Genomic DNA, 18,746 nt, shown 5'->3' with positions numbered 1-18,746 from the left:
CCTCCACATGCACGCATCATTCCGATACGGAAAGAACAATGTTCAGCTTTTCATCCAACATCGGAACGTCTACTTCATACAAATGCTCGCTGATAAGTAAGACTGGAAGCGCCTTGCCATTCAACTGCGCGGAAACACGATTGTTCTCCGACACGAACCGGAACGAACCGCCTTCTTTGAGCTGAAGTGATCGTGTAGAACCTTCCGATTTCACATCGCTAACCGCATCCGTCGCTACATACTTGTTCGACAAACCAATTGGTGTCACAGCCCCCCCTGAAGGAATAATCAGGTAAATCGCACATTGACCAGGCTGCAGCTCGAAAGCATGCTGTTCGCCCTGATGCATGATCTTCATCTCACCAGAGAAGTGTTCATAGAGAACAAACGTATCGCCTTCCAATCCTGGAACATCGGACGGACCTACCGTGCCTTTGACTGAATCCGTATATTTACCAATATGGAACGCGGCAACGACACCGGATGACTTGGCGATATTCCACAGCTTGAGCGGTACGGTTTCCTTCGTAGGATCAAGGAACAAGCAATCAGCCGTAGGGTTCGGCGTTTGCTCACAGCGAATGATTTTTCCGTTGTTATAAATTAATGGCCATAGTTTTGAAGCATCCGTGTTGCCCGGGGCATCACTGAAATAGATCGGACCGCCGCTGACAGAGCGGAGGACAGCATTTTGAATATCATCATGATTCTTAGTCCAGTACATATCCCAGTCACCATAATAAAAAGCGCCATGATAGTAGGAATTGTAAGCATTTTGCAAGGCATGTTCAGCGAACCCAAATTGATCTTGGGGAACGAAATCATCACTATTGCGAGACACAGAGGACTTAGGACGGTGCCACATATTTTCCGCTGCCATCCCCATGCAGTTAATGATTGTATTGTTAAAATGAAGTGCCGCAGAAGCTTCCAGCGCCTCATGAGCAGCAGCAGCAGCCTCACCGATCGACCACTCATGCTTCGTGAAGTTCAAGACGGCGCTTTGGCTGTCTACTTTTACGAAATCAATACCTTGACGCTCCAAAAAGGAATGCCACGCATGCCAGAAACCAAAGCCGCGGCCCGCATCCGGATATGGAATTAAGCTCCCCTTGGCATTGCTGTATAGATAATCGCTGAATTGTTTCGCGAGTGGGCTATCCGGATGAATACCGCCCCAATAACCGGCAATGGTATGCCACACTCCAACCCAACGAATACCATACTTTTCCTTAAGCTGACGGACGGTTTCCGCGAGACCTTGAGGAAATTTCTCTACATCTGCCTCAAAGGAGGACAATTTTTTGTCTAACGTCTGTGACCAACCATCGTCAATCATCACCCATTGCACCGGCAAGCTAGCAGCCTGCATCTCTTCGGCTTTTACCAACAGACCTTCTTCATTGACCTGATGGTAGAACGCATCCCAGCTGCACCAGCCAAGAGAGTCCAGGATTTCAGGGTAGGGTTTACGTGATCGAGGCAGCGTCGGGTAATCAAGGGTATGCAGCGCAGCTTCCACATGTCGCTCTACAAGCTGGTAAGGATCAGTTCCCGCACCTAGTACAAACGATAATGACTCACAGCGCGTTCTTCCTCCTTGATGCGAAGAAACGCGAATTTGCAAGCCGTCCTCTGTTCCGCACACATCCGTTCGAAACACAGGTCCGCATACAGGTAACAAATGATAGAATGCCGATTCCTTACACCAAAGCAGCGATTGTGTCCGTTCAGGCAGCGTCGACCAGTTTGGGTCAAAATGAGGTCGTGTCCACCAGTCTTTATGCTGATAATTAGCCATTAAGCCATCTATATTCGTCATTCCTTGTGCATGAATGATGATGCCATTCTGAGCGGCAAAGCAGTGTTGTTTGCCAAAATCGCTGGCATTTTTCATTTCTCCCTGCACCGATGTCAGCACAAAGGATTCATAACAGCGGAACTGTAAATGAACAACAGCCGTGTCTGCTTCATTCGAATAGGTTACTTTCGTTTCTGTGTAATCACCGAGATGATCCGTTCCCGCAGTCTTTTCGTTTGCTCCGCGGAGAAGCGGCAATGCCGGACCCGTATCTGGCGTCACGGTAACACCAATACGGCCCAGAACATCCTGCAAGCCGCTTGAACTTAGATGTTGAAGTTCGATTTCATTTAGTTGAAACATAGAGGGCCTCCTTATAACCGTTGTTGTTCAAATTCATGAAGCGCTACGGATAAGCTGGCTGCATCTCCGACATGATCCATTAATCCCGAAGGAACAATTCCGCAAACACCTAGTGAAATCGGCAGCGCTTCGCGTTTTAGCTCCTCCATAACCAAAGGGGCTAGCATGGACTCCTGCCGTTCATAAATACTGCCAATGACGATGGTATCCGGATTGAGGACGTCAATTAGGATCGCAAGTCCTCTGCCTAGCTGCTCACTTACCTTACGAATCACCAGCATCGCCAGCTCATCGCCAGCATGTGCCGCTTCAAAAACATCTTTCGCTGTGAGCTCTTGGAGCTGATCCTTAGAAGTAGAAAGTATCGTTGATTTCCCTGCAGTGTACCAGTCTTCAGCCATCGCAAACGCTAGCCGGGCAATACCGCCGCCGCTGCAAAACCCTTCGAACGAACCTTGCTTACCATAGCCTAGAGGTCCCTCCTCAGCTAAGCGGATATGCCCAACCTCGCCGGCCATATCGTTCGCGCCTGCATATAAGCGGCCATTTAGAATAAGGCCCGCACCCATTCCGGTACCAAAGGTCAAGAAGATCATATTCTGGGAACCTCGCCCGGCTCCCCATTTCCATTCAGCTAACGCACAGGCGTTGGCATCATTTTGCAATCCGACAGGTACATCGAAACGTTCTCGAAAAGGGGCTAGCACATCAATACGATCCCAACCAGGTAAATTAGGCGGCGACAGCACGAGGCCATCCTTACTGCTTAAAGGACCGCCACAGCTGATGCCAATGGCTTGTAAATTACCTTCAGGATTGCGCTTTAGCAGCTGCTCTAGCGCGTCACCAAGCTGCACAAGTGCTTCATTCGGCGTTCCCGGCGTCGGAAAGCTTATTTTATCTAAGATGTTAACGGTTTCTCCAGCCGTGATTCCAAGCACCGCAGCGCACTTCGTACCTCCGATATCAATGCCACCTAGCAGAAGACTCATACGAAAAATGCCTCCTCCAGCATCATGCATAGCACATGGTAGATGGGCAGATGGCGTTCCTGAATGTCTGGTGTTGAACGATAAGGCACACGAATCGTCGCATCGCAAAGTTCTTTTAAGCGGCCTCCGCCTTCCCCAGTCAAACCAATGGTATAGACACCAAGTGCTTTGGCAACTTGCACCGCGTGTACAATATTAGCCGAGTTACCCGATGTACTGAATACAACGAGTGTATCCTCCGGCTTTCCATAGCCATATACCTGCTGCGCGAATACCATGTCAGCCGCCACATCATTATTGAAAGCTGTTGCAAACGCTGTATGGCTGACAAGCGAAATGGCCGGCAGCGCACCTTGCAAATGATCAGCCAAATACGTCCCCTGCTCTTCGCCGTGAAGCATCATTTTGTCCCTTTGCTCCTTGGGTAGCTTGCGCGGCGACATGAATCCTTTCATCAACTCGCCCACAACGTGTTCACAATCAGCTGCACTTCCTCCGTTACCGGCAAGCAGCATTTTGCCTCCCTTTTCAAACGACACTTTCATAGCTTCAAATGCCTCTTGGATCGATGAACGACACGGTTCCAAGTCTGGATATTTCACGAAAAGCTGCTCCAATGTTTGACTCATAACGCCAATCTCCTCCTAACACTGGTTATGTTTGTTTCAAGTGTTCAATAGCTTCTATGAAAAAAGGTTCGCTGCCAAAGCTGCCTGATTTCAATACCAAAAAGCGCTGCGGTGTTTGGAGTGTTAAACAGGATGGCAATCCCGGCTCTATTTCTTGCCAAATGCTAAGTCCGCCAATGCCCAGTTTATCGCAAACCGCAGCGGACGTTTCCCCTCCAGCGATGAGCAGACGCTGCTGCCCTGTCTCATTGACGACCGATTGTATGACGTCGGACAACGCATTCGAAACGATAACGGACACTTCCGTATTGCCGTAGCCGAGTTCAGCGCCTTTTACTTTCGTCGCTGCCACTTTGAGCGGACTATTCGAGGCGTGAATGAGTACGTCCTGACCGTCCTTTAGAAGCCTCGACGCCTGTTCGACCAATTGCTTGCAATGCGCCAGCTTCTCAATAGGGTTAAACAAGAGCAAGGAATCGAGTTCCAACGCTGTCAGGCCCTGTTTTTTGGCATAGGCAATTTGCGCAGCTGTTTGCGGCATTAAACTGCCTGCGGCGCACAAAACAGCTGAGCGTCCAAGCGCTGGCAGCTTATTCGCAGCACCCGTCTGCACGGCCTTCTGCTTCTCTAACAACGCCAATTCCTCGGCCAAAGCTGAGCTTCCGCATATAATCGGCTCATCCTTAACGGCTTGTGCAATGGTCTTCAGTGACTGCTGATCACGCACATCGAGGATGACATAGGTAAAGCCTGATTGCTTCATCACTGCAATTTGCTCCTCTAACACAGAAGCACCTTGTTCTACATTATGAATGGGAATAAGTCCTACTCTGCGGTCCGTTTGTGATTGTAAAATATCAACCAAATTGGAACAGCGCATCGGATGCACAGGATCGTTTCGAAATTCGGATTCTTCCAGTTTTTTACCATGTACATAATGAATGCCATTCAACGTAGTGCGTCCATTTTTCGGAAAACCAAGCACGACTATGCCAAAAGATGCGTCTAGTGCATCAAGCATGGCATCGAATTCTGTCCCGATATTGCCGCGGAAAACGGAGCACGTTTTATTGATAAATCGTACGCATCCAGCTTCCTGAAGCCGCTTCGTCATCTGGTACACCTTCGTGTAAGCATCATCCGGCGTATCTAATCGGGAATGCGTGTCGAGAACAAGTACATCCGGCTCGTCACCACTGCTCTGATCTCTCCCCGTCCACGCCTCCATCGGGTAGACATGCGTTCTGATGTTCGCCTTAGCGTACATGATGCCGATGTCATTTGCCCCTGTAATATCGTCTGCGATAATACCAATCAATCGGAGAACCTCCTTCTTGGCCTATAGCCCGACTCGTTCAAGAAGCTTTGAACCACGTCATCTGGCAGCTTGCGTAGGGTAATCCCCGAACTCTTCGCCATCACATACATTTGGCAAGCCATTTCAAGCGTGTGCATGGCCATACGAGCTTCCTTTACGTTCTTGTCGTAGACAAGCACACCGTGATTTTCGAGGAAAAGCACATTCGCTTTGCATGCCTTTTCCCGCACCGCATCACCAAGCTCGCGGGAACCAGGATGAAAATAAGGAACGCGTTCTATGCGTTCCAAATAATACATCGTTTCAACAAACCATTCCGATGGCAGTTGTTCTGCCGAGCAGGCTAGCATCGTGCTGTAAAAGGGTGAAGCATGAAGCACGGCCCCTACATCAGGACGAGATTCATATATCGCTTGATGCATGGGCACTTCTTTGGATGGCTTCTTCCCTGTTACAGAGGATGAGGTTCCGCTCAATAAAGAGCACTCAACGAAGTCGTCTTCGCTGAGCTCCCCTAGGTCTGTACCGCTTGCTGTAATCAAGTAGTGGTCAGCTTTGGTTCGCGCACTGATATTGCCTGCGTTTCCCCAAGCCAAGCCGTTATTCAGCATGTAACGCCCGGCTTCCTGCAGCTGCTGCCAAACCGATGCCTCCATCTACTCCACATCCCATTCCAGCATATTGGTTTCTTTAATCGGCAATTCCGGATTCTTCGGCACGCGGAAGGTTTTGATCTCGCATGGTTTAAAATCTGCCTTAATGACACGCTTCCATCTAGGCAGCTCAATCTCGGCTGATGTAGCGGATTTATTCGTCTCATAGACACGAATAATAAGGTCTTCGTTATCTTCCGCTTTCTTGATCGCACTAACAACGATATTGTCGCGGCTTACTTTTACATAGGAATCGGTTTGCGCAAGCTCTCCTTCATGGAATGATTCGATAACAGCAATCGGCTTGCAGTTAAGTTCCGCTGCGCGCTTCACCGTACCAGCCTGTTCCCATGTACCTTCATGCGGCAGCAAAGAGTAGGAGAAACGCTGAATGCCCTGATCGATAAAGGAATACTCACCGTTCGGATCCGGCTCATAAGGCACATGGTGCGCATAAATAGGACTTCTCAGTACAGTCAACGCCATGTCTTGGTTATGAATGCTGTAGCTGTATTTGGCATCATTCATTAGGCTGAGGCCGTACATGATGTTGCCTTTTCGTGTCACACCCGAGTAATCAATCCACGTTAGTCCAGGTTCTTCTTCACCGTTATGTTCACGTTCAATCGTACCGTAAGGTATTTCGTAGGTTTGCTTGCTAAACATGACATTCACAGGGAAAACCAGCTTTAACATTTTGAAGGACTCGCGCCAATCCACCATCACCTGTACATCGATTTGATCGCGGTCCGGATACATGGCGAAATCTTGAACTAGCTTCGAGCTGCCATACTCACTGACAACACGGATGACCGATTTAACGGGACCATGCTCGACACGGAACACCTTTTTCGCCTTGAATGTGCCAGCCTTTTGGTTAAAATGAAGCACATCATGGCTCCATGTATCCGACTTATCATCCAAGACGATGGGCTTGGCTCCATCTCCTTTTAACACTTCATGATCGACCACTTTATCATGCAGGCTTTTGATGTAGCCTGTTTCTTTATCGAACTCCAAGCGGAAACGCTTATTCTCCATAACTAAGTCGCTTGCTTGAATGGGTTCGCCAACCGGTTTATGCGAGGCTGACTCAGCCACCAACTTGTACACCCGGTATCCCATGGAAGGCAGCTCAGCCATAAAGCTAAGACGGAAACGGCCATTTGCAGAAGCTTGTGATTGAACCGTCTGGAATGGCACCGGATTCCCTTTGTCATCAAGCAAAACAGTAGTGGGTTTGATGCCTCCTACCTCCAGCTCAACGTTTACACGGCTTTCCCATGCATGAGGGTTAAAAACAACAATCGGCTTCATGGTTACATCCTGTTCAATGTTTATGTTCCATGATAAAGATTGAACCGCATAATTAAGGGAACGATCCGCGATAGCCATGGCTTCCCCATACAAGTACATCGCGTCTTCATAAGCCGACTCCAAGCTGGTTCCGGCTAATATGTCGTGGAACTGATTAAAGAGCACATTTTTCCAAGCTTGCTTAAACTCTGCCGGATATGGCTGACCCGTGATCCATGAAGCAAGCGCCGAGTACTTCTCTGCAGCCATTAATCGATTCTCTGCCTTGCGATTCCAATGCTTGATGCCTGAATGCGCTGCATAGCAGCCGCTAGCATGGTGCTGCAAATCATCATGAACGACCGGCAGCTTTAAGTTCTTGCTCTCCATCTCTTTGAAATACGCATCCGGTGTTGCAAACTCCAGCTTAGGAAGAGATGGGTCCTCGTTCATGCGGCGAATACTCTCGATATTTTCTTTCGTTGGGCCGCCCCCATGATTGCCAACGCCATAGAACAGCATCAATTCGTTAAGCGGCTCTTTGAATTCGCCCAAGCAGCGGCGAACATGGTTTTCCAAATCTTTGCCCCAAGACAAATATTCATACATGATGCGGAATGTCATGACTTGTGAGCCATCATCCGATTCCCACATGAACAGACGGCTTGGCAGCCCTTTTTCATTCGGCATTGGACGCATCATCACGTAATAGTCCATCCCGCTCTTCTTCAGAATTTGCGGCAGCATACCGTTATGCCCAAAGCTGTCCACGTTATAGCCAACTTTAGCGGTTACCCCGAACTTCTCTTTGAAATAATGTTGACCGTACAGCCCTTGACGGACGAAGGATTCCCCATTCGGAATGTTGCAATCAGGTTGAATCCACCAACCCCCGACAATATTCCAGCGTCCTTCCTGCACGCGTTTTTTGATCTCCGCAAACATCTTTGGCTCGTTATTCTCAATCCACTCGTACATGGCAGCAGAGCTGGAAGTGAAAATAAAATCTTCGGACTCTGTCATACGGTCTAGCGCAGAACGGAATGTAGCTTTCGCTTCTTGGAATCCTTCCTGCCATTGCCATAACCAAACCGGATCCAGATGTGCGTTACCAATCATATAGAGTTTGTTATCTTTCATTGAGAGAATCCCCCGATCTATTTATTAAAAACATCCGCTTTACCAGCACTGTTCAAAAAATGCTTCATTTTTTCCATCACCGTTTGCGTAACGGCATCACGACCAACTTGCAGCCTATCCGGCGCTAAGTTTTTACATTCTTCATTGGTCATCCGTTCTTCACGTCCAAGTGCTTGGAGCAGCGAAAGCTCCAAATCCGTCGCGATATTCACTTTGCTAACACCGCCGCCTGGCAATTGGTAGGCTCTGCGCATCATTTCAGGAGGTACGCCAGAACCTCCATGCAGGACAAGATGAACCGGAGTCAATCTGCGAATTTCCATCAAGCGGTCATAGTCGATTTTCGGCTGCTTCACGACATATACGCCATGTGCGGTACCGCAAGACACAGCCAGCGCATCAACACCGGTAATCGCGACGAACTCAGCCGCTTCCTGTGGATTCGTATATAATTCTTCATCTTTATCCGTTTCTACGAAGTCTGTTGTGCCAATCATTCCAAGCTCGGCTTCTACGGAAACGCCTTTCGCATGGGCATATTCCACAACTTCCTTGCTAATTTCCGCATTTTCGGCAAATGGCTTCTCCGATGCATCAATCATGACCGACGTAAAGCCTGCTGCAATCGCTTCTTTAATGGTTTCTAATTCCTTTGTATGATCCAAATGCAATACGACAGGAACTGTGATTTGCTGTTCCTTTACTTGACGGTAAAATTCTTCTCCAAATTCAGCTGCTGTAATCCCATAACGAATCAATTCTTTATGTGAAATTTGAACAATTAACGGTGAGTTCGCGATTTGGCCCGCCTTCAGAACGGCTGCAATCATGGGTGTATAACGCGGCGAGAAAGAGCCAATCGCAAAATGGTTCGCTTCAGAAATCTCAAGTGCTTGTTTTAATGTGATTACCGGTGCAGTGGGTGTTGAGTTTGTCATCGAGTATGTCTCCTTTTATATAAAGCTTCTACTATTGAGGTAACGCTATAGTTGATCCATGGCTTGTTTAACCCGCAGCATTCCTAAACGCGGGCTGCTTAGAAAACGCGTTTGTTCCTCTGGAGCAAACTGCGAAATCACGCGGGCCATAGAAGCCTGCGCAAGCACAACGACATCTGTATTGGCTGCAAGATTGCGGAGTGCAGATGCGAGTTCTACATCATGCCCCTCTTTATCTCCAGCGAGGAGCTTCTGATAAGCAGATTTTGCGACGACTGTATCAATTTGCACCGCTATGCCAGCTTGCTCTGCTTTGCTGATAAGCATTCGTTTGGTCGGCTGCAATGTCGTTTCGAGCGTTGCCGCAACACCAATCTTGCGTGCTGAATTCACCGCCAACTCTGCCATCGGTTCGTCGATACGAATGATGGGAATTTGGAGTTTCGGTTGTATGCGGGCAACCAACTCACCGATGGAGGAGCATGCGCTCAAAATGCAAGAAGCACCTGCTTTCTCGGCAATTTGAGCATATTGAAGGAAGCGCTCTTCAATCTCGTTGATTTGCCCGCCATTCGCTATGAGCTGCGGCAAAATGGAATCATCCACCCAGTTCATCACTTCGACCCCAGGCAGAAGCTCTGCGGCTAATGCTTTTAAACTTTCCACCGTTACCGGCGTTGTATGGATAATGGCTAGTTTTGTTGTCATCGAAATCGCTCCTTTGCGTGTTTACATCACGTTATCTGGCAATTTGGGCACGTTCCCAAAAGTTACATAGGCTGCAACGCAGCCTACTTTTCCTTTGGTCCACTTCAATTATCGATCGTATAAATCTAAGTCATTTTCATAAGGTAGAGATGCCTGAGCCGCATATAAGATGAGTCCAATACACCAAGAATGGGATAACGTCAGCATCATTCCCTTCGGCTGGAAACAATTCGTATTGTAGAACCGTTCCGTTACCATACCTTTGTAAGCATTGAAGTCGCCATCTTCACGCGCAATAAACTGCAGGAAGCACGAAATATGATCTCGCGTACGATCTAGATAATATCTGTCTCCTGTATAAGTCCATAGCCGGAGCATCTCCGGTACTGCAAAAAGTCCATAATTGTGTAAATGTTGATTGGATGTTGAGGCCTGATCAGCCCCGCGCGAACAGTAATCGTACTGTGCAAGAAGAGAATGCTTCGGAAATTGTAAATTGTAAGTCCAACGGAAAGTCATCATCCAATCCGCGGCACTAGAAGCAAGCTCCAACCAGAGCGGCTGACGATTGAACTCATACAACAGAACATACGACACGACAGCGTTGTATGCATCTTCCGAAGTCGGTGTTAAGTGGACGTCCTCGGGAGCGCCATAAATATATTCGTCACGAATGAATCGTTCGTAATAGCTTCCTCCCCGAACTGCAGCAGCTGCGAAACCTTCGTCTTCAAAGTATGCGGCTCCCTCCAGAAGAGCTGCAATCCACAGCATACCGCCTGCGCCATCCCACTCCTGTACTTCGCCAGTCTCACAATCATAGTAGGAGCCGAAGTTCCCATCGGAGCGTTGATGTTCCGCCGCGAAACGAAGATTGGAAAGAACAGCATGCTCCCATTCAGGATGCATGACTGCTGCTTCTCTCTCAAATGCAAGCGCCCGGACTAGGAACAACGTTGCTTCCGATACCGTTCGGGCTTGCAGCCACGTCTTTTTCGGATTCCAGCCCGCCGTCCAACCTCTCCCGAGCTCCCATGAAGCCCAGAACGTTCCGCTCGGTGCAAGCCCTGTTGCGATTTTATTCAACACTCGGATGCCTGCTTCTGTATAGGATGTATCCTCTTTTTTCCTGCCATAGGTCAACAAGGCGTAGGCATAAGGCACACCGCTAACCCAACTGACGTGCATGTGCGGACGATCGCCCATCCCTTTGACATTGTTGTTAAACTCGCGGTCGAAAGCAGCCGTTTCTCTAAGAATGTCGTTCTCTTTATCATAGTGCCATTCGTACAGGCCATGAGCCGTTAGTTCTGCTGCCTGCTCCAGGTCCATCCATGGATTCAGCCCATTTACTTGACGATGTACAGCATACATTTGACGAACGAAAGGATTGTAGCTGTGCGCATCAGAAGTGCCTGCGTATACATAGAAGTGAAGTTCTACTTTCTCTTCAGGTTGGAACGTATGCATATTCAGATCTGCTGGTGCTGGCACGGCGTTACCAATGAACGTAACGGGCTCCTCCTTGTAAGGAAAGTTAAGCCAAATTTCCGTTCCTGCTGCATTGCCTCTAAAGCCTAGACCACTAAGTCCAAGCGGGGACATTTCATCTGTACAAAGCGCTCCGCACATCCCGTCATTCCAAGCGAATACCGCGGGAAGAGCTGCACGATCTGCACGAAATGACCAATAATCGGACACCATTTGCTGAGGGTCGCCCCCCTTAAAGTCATAGCGAGGGTAGGGGCGCAGATTTTTTTCGAACCGATTCTCTTTGTAAAAAGCGCCGGGAATCATCCAATCCGGCTTGCCCGTTCCTTCAAGGCTGCAGCCAAACTGCAAATTGTACGCAGAAGCTTGCTTGCCCTTGTATTGAACTTCCATGGATACTTCGAAATAGTCGCAAATATCGCTCATTTGTTTCCAGCTTGATCGTACTTGAAAGCTTTTCGATTCCCCAGAAGCTTGCAGCCCGTTAGATGTTGACGTTATCTCATCAACGGGTACCATTTCCTGATCCCCGTCCCTACCGCTTGCCGATAACAAATTGGAAAATCGAAGACTTGCTTGATGCTTGGATTCAGCCGTAGTAATTTCAAATGCCTTCACGGCATGCTCTAAGCCGTTATCCGATAACTTCCACTGCATCGCTATTCCTCCAAACCCTTCAGCTTATATAGTTCGATTAAATTCGTTCGGAAAATCCGATCAGCAAAGGTCATGGCTTCTGATTCATCAAGTGCGCCATCGGCCACCTTTTCCGTCAAGACATCCGCCACCACTTTGCGGGCCAGCTTCTGGTGGGCATATGTCCCTTCGATAAAGTTATAATCGCCGCCAAAGCCTTGAATTTTAGTCATTGGGACCATTTCAATCACCTGATGCAATATTTGTTTAGATGCCGTCGGCGAAATGATGTACACCCATGTAAAATCTGCGTAGACATTCGGAAAATTTTTTACAAGGCTTAAATAAGGCAAATAATAGGGGTATCCGCTGTGGAGCAGAACAAATCTTGCTTCCGTATATTCCAGCAGCAGCGGGATCAGCAATTCCACATTCGAATTCGTTAACGTGTTACCGTTGGAAGAAACACTTACTTCATGATGACCTGTATGAATTTGAATCGGTAGATCATAAGCAATCGAACGTTGGATGATAAAATGGATCAAATAATCCTGCAGCGCCTGTGTTTCAGCTTGTGAGAGCGATTCTTCCAGTGTACAGCCAAGCAGACGATTGAAAGCCAATTCCGCTTCATGGAAGGTCGGTTTACCGCAAGATAGAGAGCGCCAGTAGGCATGCCCAAACTTTGTCGCGACCATGCCTTCCTGAACATATTTATGCAATAAGGTATCCACTGCCTCCAAATATTGGCGCAGATGATAGACCGTAACGCCAGACATTCTCTCGACAGCAGTGATATCCTTCAATGTTCGAAGTTTGAAAGTAAAATCCATAAACATGATGGGACGAAAACGCTCGTATTCCAATTTCGTTGTTTGTATCAGTGTAAAAGCAAGATCAATGCCGGACTTTTGGGCCATCACATGCTCATACCAGTTAGGATTGTGTGTTGCTTGGGACACTTTTTCATTCGCCTCTAATAGGCCTTTCACGTTCCACTCGCTTAACTCATATAAATCTTCCATGGCTGTACGAAACATCCGGGCATACGTTGTATTTTTTGTTTTATGCCAATAGTCCATAAACAAGGAAGCCTTTTGTTCCACATCTAATGAACTTTGTCTTCCTAACGCACCCATTTTCATACCTGCGCTATAAAAATCAGAGTCCAAGTAATGCAGCAAGGAAAACAAATCATGATTTTCTCTTTTTCGAATTTGCGGTGTTGCCAGGTGTTCATGACCGTCAATGATGCGGATTCGGTTAACATAATCATGAAGGATGCTCATTAGCTGGTCTCTCTCCTTCTAAATATGCGGCTGTTTCTTGAAGAAACAGCCGCTTTTCTTTTTTTCAATTATTGAAGCTCAGGGAACGCTGCTTTCACTTCTTTTTGGAAGGCTGTTACAACATCCGCATAGCTTTTATTGTCTGTAAGTCCTTGACTTGCTACTTTTCTCCATAGACCTAGAATCGAATCACTGTATTTATCAGACTTAATCACTGGCATTGACTTCATCATTGCGTAGTAAGGCTGCAGTACTTTTTGATCGCCAGTTAAAGAAGCTGTATACTTATCTACATTTGCTTCATAAACACTTTGAAGTGCTGGCATGTTCCCTCTTGCAATCAGATCTGCGTTCTGCCATTCAGCGCTAGCGGAGAATTTGATAAACTCAGCAGCGATGTCTTTATTGGCCGTTTTATTATAAATCGCACGGAATGTTCCACCGTTGTAGAAACCTTCTGGTGTTTTGGCAACGCCAAACTTACCAACGGCTTTGTTATCTTTGTTACCGATCATGAATGTTGCCCAAGCAGGCATCGCTACCAATACAACACTTCCGTCGTTAAGTGCATTACCCCAGCCCGCTGACATGAATGGTAATTTCGCATCTACGTTATTCGCACGAATTTCTTTTTGACTGTTATATATTTTTTCCCATTTCGGATCTACATTTAATTTGCCATTCACATAGAAAGGCTGTGTATTGTAGCTGGCAATGTCATTCAAGTCCCCTGTATTCGCAATTAAATGAATCTTGCCATCGCTTTGCTTCGCAACTTTTTTACCGAGCTCAATGATCTTATCGTAACTGTTCACCATTTCGCTGATTTGGTTCGAATCATCCGTACCGAGGAACTTTTTCGCATTTTCTTTCAAATACCAGAAGCCGCCTGGAGAGGATTGATCAGAAATCGCTTTGATTTTGCCGTCTGACGATTTACCAAGCTCAGAGACATATGGAATGTAATTTTTAACTAGATCAGCCGCGCCAATTGGTGCTAAATCCATCAAGAACGGAGATTCAATGAATTTACCAACATAACTTCTTTCAAGGTCAAGCACATCGGGCACATCTTTGCCGGATTGCAGCGCTGACAACAGTTTGATTTGATATTGATCGCCAGGGAACACCTTAACGTCAACTTTGACATTCGGATATTTCTTTTCAAATGCTGTCGCAATGCCTTTTGTTCCATCAAAGAAAGTCCATAGGGAGAGAGTTCCAGACAGCTTTGCCGGATCTACGGGTGCGACCGATGCCGCAGGAGTATTCGTCGCTGAACTATTGTTAGTTGATTTAGAACCACAAGCCGTTAGAACACCTGTTGCAAGTACCGTTGTCATTAAAATAGAAGCCCATTTTTGTGCTTTCAAGATATATCGCCCCTTAGAGTTAATTTACAAGTATAGTGATGTTTTTCTGGTTAAAATGACGATAACATATTGCCGCGCATCACTCCTCTCAATGTCTACGCATCAGCCCTTTACGGCTCCAGCCGCAACTCCGTTAATAATCCGCTTGGACATAAAAGAGAAGAAAACCAGGATCGGGACGACCGATATCACAATTCCTACATATTGAGCGCCAAAGTCGGATGAAAACTGCGATTTAACACTCGCAATCATGACTGGCAAAGTTTGCATGTCGGCGTCGAACAAAATAATCATCGGAACTAAAAAGTCATTCCACTTTCCAATGAAAGCAAAGATCGCTAACGTGGCAAGCGCAGGACTCATTAACGGTAAAATGATGCGATGGAAAAGCTGCATTTCACCATAACCGTCTATTCTTCCAGATTCGATAATTTCGGTTGGTACCGATGTGTCCGCGAACTGTTTGACTAGAAAAATACCGAATGCGTTATAGACTGACGTAAGCAGGAGCGGATAATAAGTGTTCAACATATGGAAAACATCCATTAGTTTATAAAATCCGATAATCCCCAATTGTCCCGGAATCATCATCGTCCCTAGGGTGATCATGAATAACACGCCTTTGTAACGAAAGTTGTATTTGGAGAATCCATAACCAGCTAACGCAGCAAAATACACATTAATGAGCGTCGCCGTTATGGTGATGAACAACGTATTTCCCAAACCACGCCAGATGTTAACGGTTTCAATGAGCCTATGATAGTTCACTAAGAACTGGTCTCCAGGCACGATCAGCAGCTTCCGGGCAATGTCTGAGTTCGTGTGCGTGGAGGTAATGATCATGCTGTAAAAAGGCAGTAAGCAAGTCAAAGCTATCGCAATTAACACCACATAGATGATGATTTTCAAAATAAACCAATCAAATTGAAACGCTTTCTTAATCACGGGTCGTCACCTCCTACTCATTGAGCTTCGAAGCTTTCGCAGTGATTGCCGTCAAGATCATGACAACAATGAAAATACCATAAGCGACTGTTGCTCCATAGCTGTAATCGAAATTTTTGAATGCGGTTTGATAGAGATACATGACCATAGTTCTAGTCGTATTGTTAGGACCATCACCGAGCATCAGCGGCGCATCAAACAATTGCAGACCACCAATAACTGAGGTTATGAAGGTGAACAGAAAGACAGGACGCAGCATGGGAAGCGTAATATATAGCGTGCTTTTCCATTTACTCGCGCCATCCATCTTGGCCGCTTCGTACACTTCTTCTGAAATAGATTGCAGTCCCGCGACAAACACGATCAGATTAAATCCGAAATATTGCCAGCAAATGACGCCCGATACAATCATACGCGACCACCAAGGACTACTGAACCAGTTCACTGGGTCGCTAACAATTCCTAAATCCATCAACACCTTATTAACTGAACCCGTTTGCCAGTCGAACATTAAACTGAACATGACGCCAAGCGTAATCGGTGTAATGATATGGGGAAAGTAGTACACAGCCCTGAAAAAATGCTTGCCGCGAATAAATTTCTCATTCAAAATAATCGCAAGAGCGAGAGCAATGATCAGCTGTGGAACAATCGACATGACCCAAATGATCAAGGTGTTCCCTATCGTTTGATAGAAGTACGTATCGTGCAAAAGACGAGAATAGTTGGCCAAGCCGACATAAACGGGATCTGTAAATCCATCCCATTTGGTAAAGCTTAAATAAAACGTATATAAAATCGGAATTAAACCAAAGACCCCAAATCCTATGAAAAATGGAGCTACAAATAGATATCCGTAATTCGACTTATTGATTTTTGAAATCATCGGTCTCAACTCTTTTCTAAAGTTTGGTACAAGATTGACGAATCACCAGTGTCGGTTTAAATAAATGAGACGTTCTCTCTACTGTTTCTCCCTCTATTTGGGCAAACAAGCCTTCCGCTGCCTTCATCCCAACCTGCTGTAGAGGCTGGCGAACCGTTGTCAATGGCGGGGAAACCCAACTCGACAGGGTGATATCGTCAAATCCGACGATCGACATTTGGTTAGGCACTTGAATCCCTTGCTCCTGTAGTGCTCGAAGCGCACCGATCGCTGTTTCATCACTGGAGGCAATGACTGCCGTATAGCCTTCTTCTTTAAGCAGCTCTTTCATGGCCTCGTATCCGCCTTGATTGGTCCAATCCGACGCCACGACCCACTCAGGCCGGAATTCCATTTGCAATTCTTGCATCTTCTGCTGCAAGCCTTTCAACCGGTATTTGATAGGTCCCATGTGACTAGGACCCGAAATATAGGCTACTCGACGATGTCCTAATTCATGCAGATAGTTAACCAGATCAGCAACTCCAGAAGCGTTGTCGATATCAACGGAATATAAGCCGTCCATTTCCCCATGATCGCCAATTAATGCAAGCGGATACGGAACATCCATCATCCGCTCCAGTTCAAGTAGATCCCGCTTCTGGAAGCTAAGCAGGATAATACCGTCAACCTGTCCTTCGAAAAGTAGATGAAGGAAGGACGCCTCTTGTTTGGCATTTGAAGTACCACTATAGAATATACAGTTATAGCCTTTCTTATTGGCTACGGCTTCAATCCCTCTAATAATGCCTGAGTAGAATATGTTCGAAATGTTGTCGACTACGATGCCGATCGTATTCGTCCGACTCATGACTAATCTTCGAGCATTTTCATTCCGATGGTAATTAAGAGTTATAATCGCCCTCTCTAAGGCCTCTTCTGTTGCTTTCTTTACTTTTTGACCATTCAAATAACGTGATACTGTACTTTTGGATGTGTTCGCTACTCTAGCGACGTCATGAATCGTTGGATTCATTGGCTGCCCCCCTCTATGCTTGAACAAATTGATTGAATTTTTATTTTCGGGAACGTTCCCATTTTAAGGATAAAAGTTTGATTTTTTGCTTGCTTCGATAGGTAATCTCACTTTCTGAGAACGTTCCCATTTTGTATTCAAAAAAAAGGGTCATCTTATTAAGTTTTCCTCACTTGTTTGGGATCGTTCCCACTTTTATTCATACCAAATTTCTATATGTACATGTTATCGCTTACACATGAAAATGTCAACACTTAATTTAACAAATGAACAAACCTATTCGATGTCCAGATTCATCTGGTTTAAACCTACATTTCCCATTCACCAAGACAGCATTCAATAAAAAAAAGCGGGGGTCCTAGATGCCTTTAAGGCTTCTATTGGACTACCCACTATTCTTTACTGTTACTTTAACTCTCATTCATCTTCATTTAGGATCAATTCCTTTACAGGACAAACAATCACCTGCACCCCGCACTGGCGGATTTCATCAAGAATACTGGGTTCTACTAGGTCGCTAGTAACCAGAATATCAACATCTTGAAAGCTGGAAAAGGAAACTAAACCTTGCCGCTCGAATTTACTGTGATCCGCAACAATGACAATCTTTTGTCCTGCCGATATCATGGCCCGCTTTACTTCCGCTTCATAGAGATCAGAACTTGTAAAACCTTTACGCATGGTTATCCCAGAGGCGCCTAAAAAGGAGAAATCGGCATTATATTTCTGCAGCTCTAATTCCGCTTGGGGACCAACAAGACTCATTGATTTCTTAATTAGCTTCCCGCCAATGACAAAGACTGAAGCATCTTCATTATGACTGCTTTCCTCTGCGACATCTGTTCCGTTCGTAACTACCATCAGCTTTGGCACATTTCTTAGGTGACGCGCCACACACCAGGTTGTTGAGCCAGCGTCTAATATGACGATTTGATTGCCTTCCACCAGCGAAGCGGCCATTTTCCCGATCGCATCTTTCTCCTCGTAAAATTGGAATCTCCGCTGCTCGACTGGCGGAATGTTTTGTGAATTATTTTGCAATTCTTCCATCAAAATGGCGCCGCCGTAATTTTTTTGAATGATGCCTTCCTGCTCCAATTGGTTCAGATCGCGGCGTATGGTTTCTTCGGAAACATTGAATTCCTTCACCAAATCAGCTACTTTAACACTGCGTTCTTGGAAGAGAATTTCTTTTATTTTGGTTCTGCGATGAATAGCAATCATAATTTGATCCCCCTCTAATCCTCGAATACCTTTACACTATTAGTTTCCG

At 46.3% G+C, this 18,746-nt stretch carries 15 protein-coding genes; all 15 read right to left on the bottom strand.

Annotation, left to right across the window (positions count from 1 at the left end):
• Positions 1–16: 16 nt before the first annotated feature.
• The 15 genes from AC58U0_RS16505 to AC58U0_RS16435 all read right to left on the bottom strand — a co-directional run bounded on the left by AC58U0_RS16505 (position 17) and on the right by AC58U0_RS16435 (position 18,697).
• On the bottom strand, positions 17–2,164 hold the full coding sequence (locus tag AC58U0_RS16505; RefSeq protein WP_497380072.1) for a Sip1-related alpha-galactosidase: 2,148 nt from the start codon (positions 2,162–2,164) through the stop codon (positions 17–19).
• Positions 2,165–2,175: 11 nt separating this feature from the next.
• Complete coding sequence (locus AC58U0_RS16500; RefSeq protein WP_497380071.1) at positions 2,176–3,156, bottom strand: ROK family protein; 981 nt, start codon at positions 3,154–3,156, stop codon at positions 2,176–2,178.
• On the bottom strand, positions 3,153–3,785 hold the full coding sequence (locus AC58U0_RS16495; RefSeq protein ID WP_497380070.1) for a D-sedoheptulose-7-phosphate isomerase: 633 nt from the start codon (positions 3,783–3,785) through the stop codon (positions 3,153–3,155). Before AC58U0_RS16495 ends, AC58U0_RS16500 begins: the two co-directional genes overlap by 4 nt.
• Positions 3,786–3,810: 25 nt before the next feature.
• Positions 3,811–5,103 carry a four-carbon acid sugar kinase family protein gene (locus AC58U0_RS16490; protein WP_497380069.1) on the bottom strand — a complete coding sequence of 431 codons (1,293 nt, stop codon included), beginning with the start codon at positions 5,101–5,103 and terminating at the stop codon, positions 3,811–3,813.
• A complete protein-coding gene (locus tag AC58U0_RS16485; protein WP_497380068.1) occupies positions 5,100–5,759 on the bottom strand; it encodes a class II aldolase/adducin family protein in 660 nt (219 codons plus the stop codon). Before AC58U0_RS16485 ends, AC58U0_RS16490 begins: the two co-directional genes overlap by 4 nt.
• Positions 5,760–8,192 (bottom strand): alpha-mannosidase, encoded by a 2,433-nt coding sequence (locus AC58U0_RS16480; RefSeq protein ID WP_497380067.1) that lies wholly within the window; start codon positions 8,190–8,192, stop codon positions 5,760–5,762.
• Positions 8,193–8,209: 17 nt separating this feature from the next.
• On the bottom strand, positions 8,210–9,130 hold the full coding sequence (locus AC58U0_RS16475) for a class II fructose-bisphosphate aldolase (protein WP_060648815.1): 921 nt from the start codon (positions 9,128–9,130) through the stop codon (positions 8,210–8,212).
• 45 nt (positions 9,131–9,175) lie between these two features.
• Positions 9,176–9,838, bottom strand: coding sequence for an aspartate/glutamate racemase family protein (locus AC58U0_RS16470; protein ID WP_497380066.1), 663 nt, complete (start codon positions 9,836–9,838; stop codon positions 9,176–9,178).
• 108 nt (positions 9,839–9,946) lie between these two features.
• Positions 9,947–11,986, bottom strand: a complete 2,040-nt coding sequence (locus tag AC58U0_RS16465; RefSeq protein WP_497380065.1) for an AGE family epimerase/isomerase — start codon at positions 11,984–11,986, stop codon at positions 9,947–9,949.
• A gap of 2 nt (positions 11,987–11,988) precedes the next feature.
• Entirely contained in the window at positions 11,989–13,254 is a 1,266-nt protein-coding gene (locus AC58U0_RS16460) for an amidohydrolase family protein (protein WP_497380064.1), read from the bottom strand.
• Between the two features lie 68 nt (positions 13,255–13,322).
• Positions 13,323–14,627, bottom strand: coding sequence for an ABC transporter substrate-binding protein (locus AC58U0_RS16455; RefSeq protein ID WP_497380062.1), 1,305 nt, complete (start codon positions 14,625–14,627; stop codon positions 13,323–13,325).
• Between the two features lie 102 nt (positions 14,628–14,729).
• Positions 14,730–15,572 (bottom strand): carbohydrate ABC transporter permease, encoded by an 843-nt coding sequence (locus tag AC58U0_RS16450; RefSeq protein ID WP_497380061.1) that lies wholly within the window; start codon positions 15,570–15,572, stop codon positions 14,730–14,732.
• Between the two features lie 13 nt (positions 15,573–15,585).
• Positions 15,586–16,458, bottom strand: a complete 873-nt coding sequence (locus AC58U0_RS16445; RefSeq protein WP_497380060.1) for a carbohydrate ABC transporter permease — start codon at positions 16,456–16,458, stop codon at positions 15,586–15,588.
• A gap of 16 nt (positions 16,459–16,474) precedes the next feature.
• Positions 16,475–17,473: a LacI family DNA-binding transcriptional regulator gene (locus AC58U0_RS16440; protein ID WP_497380059.1), complete on the bottom strand. Its 999-nt coding sequence runs from the start codon at positions 17,471–17,473 to the stop codon at positions 16,475–16,477.
• Between the two features lie 417 nt (positions 17,474–17,890).
• A complete protein-coding gene (locus tag AC58U0_RS16435) occupies positions 17,891–18,697 on the bottom strand; it encodes a DeoR/GlpR family DNA-binding transcription regulator (protein ID WP_497380057.1) in 807 nt (268 codons plus the stop codon).
• Positions 18,698–18,746: the final 49 nt, after the last annotated feature.

The sequence above is a fragment of the Paenibacillus sp. J31P190 genome (assembly GCF_059692075.1).
Note: the sequence above shows the minus strand (reverse complement) of the source record. Positions and strands in the feature narration are given on the sequence as shown.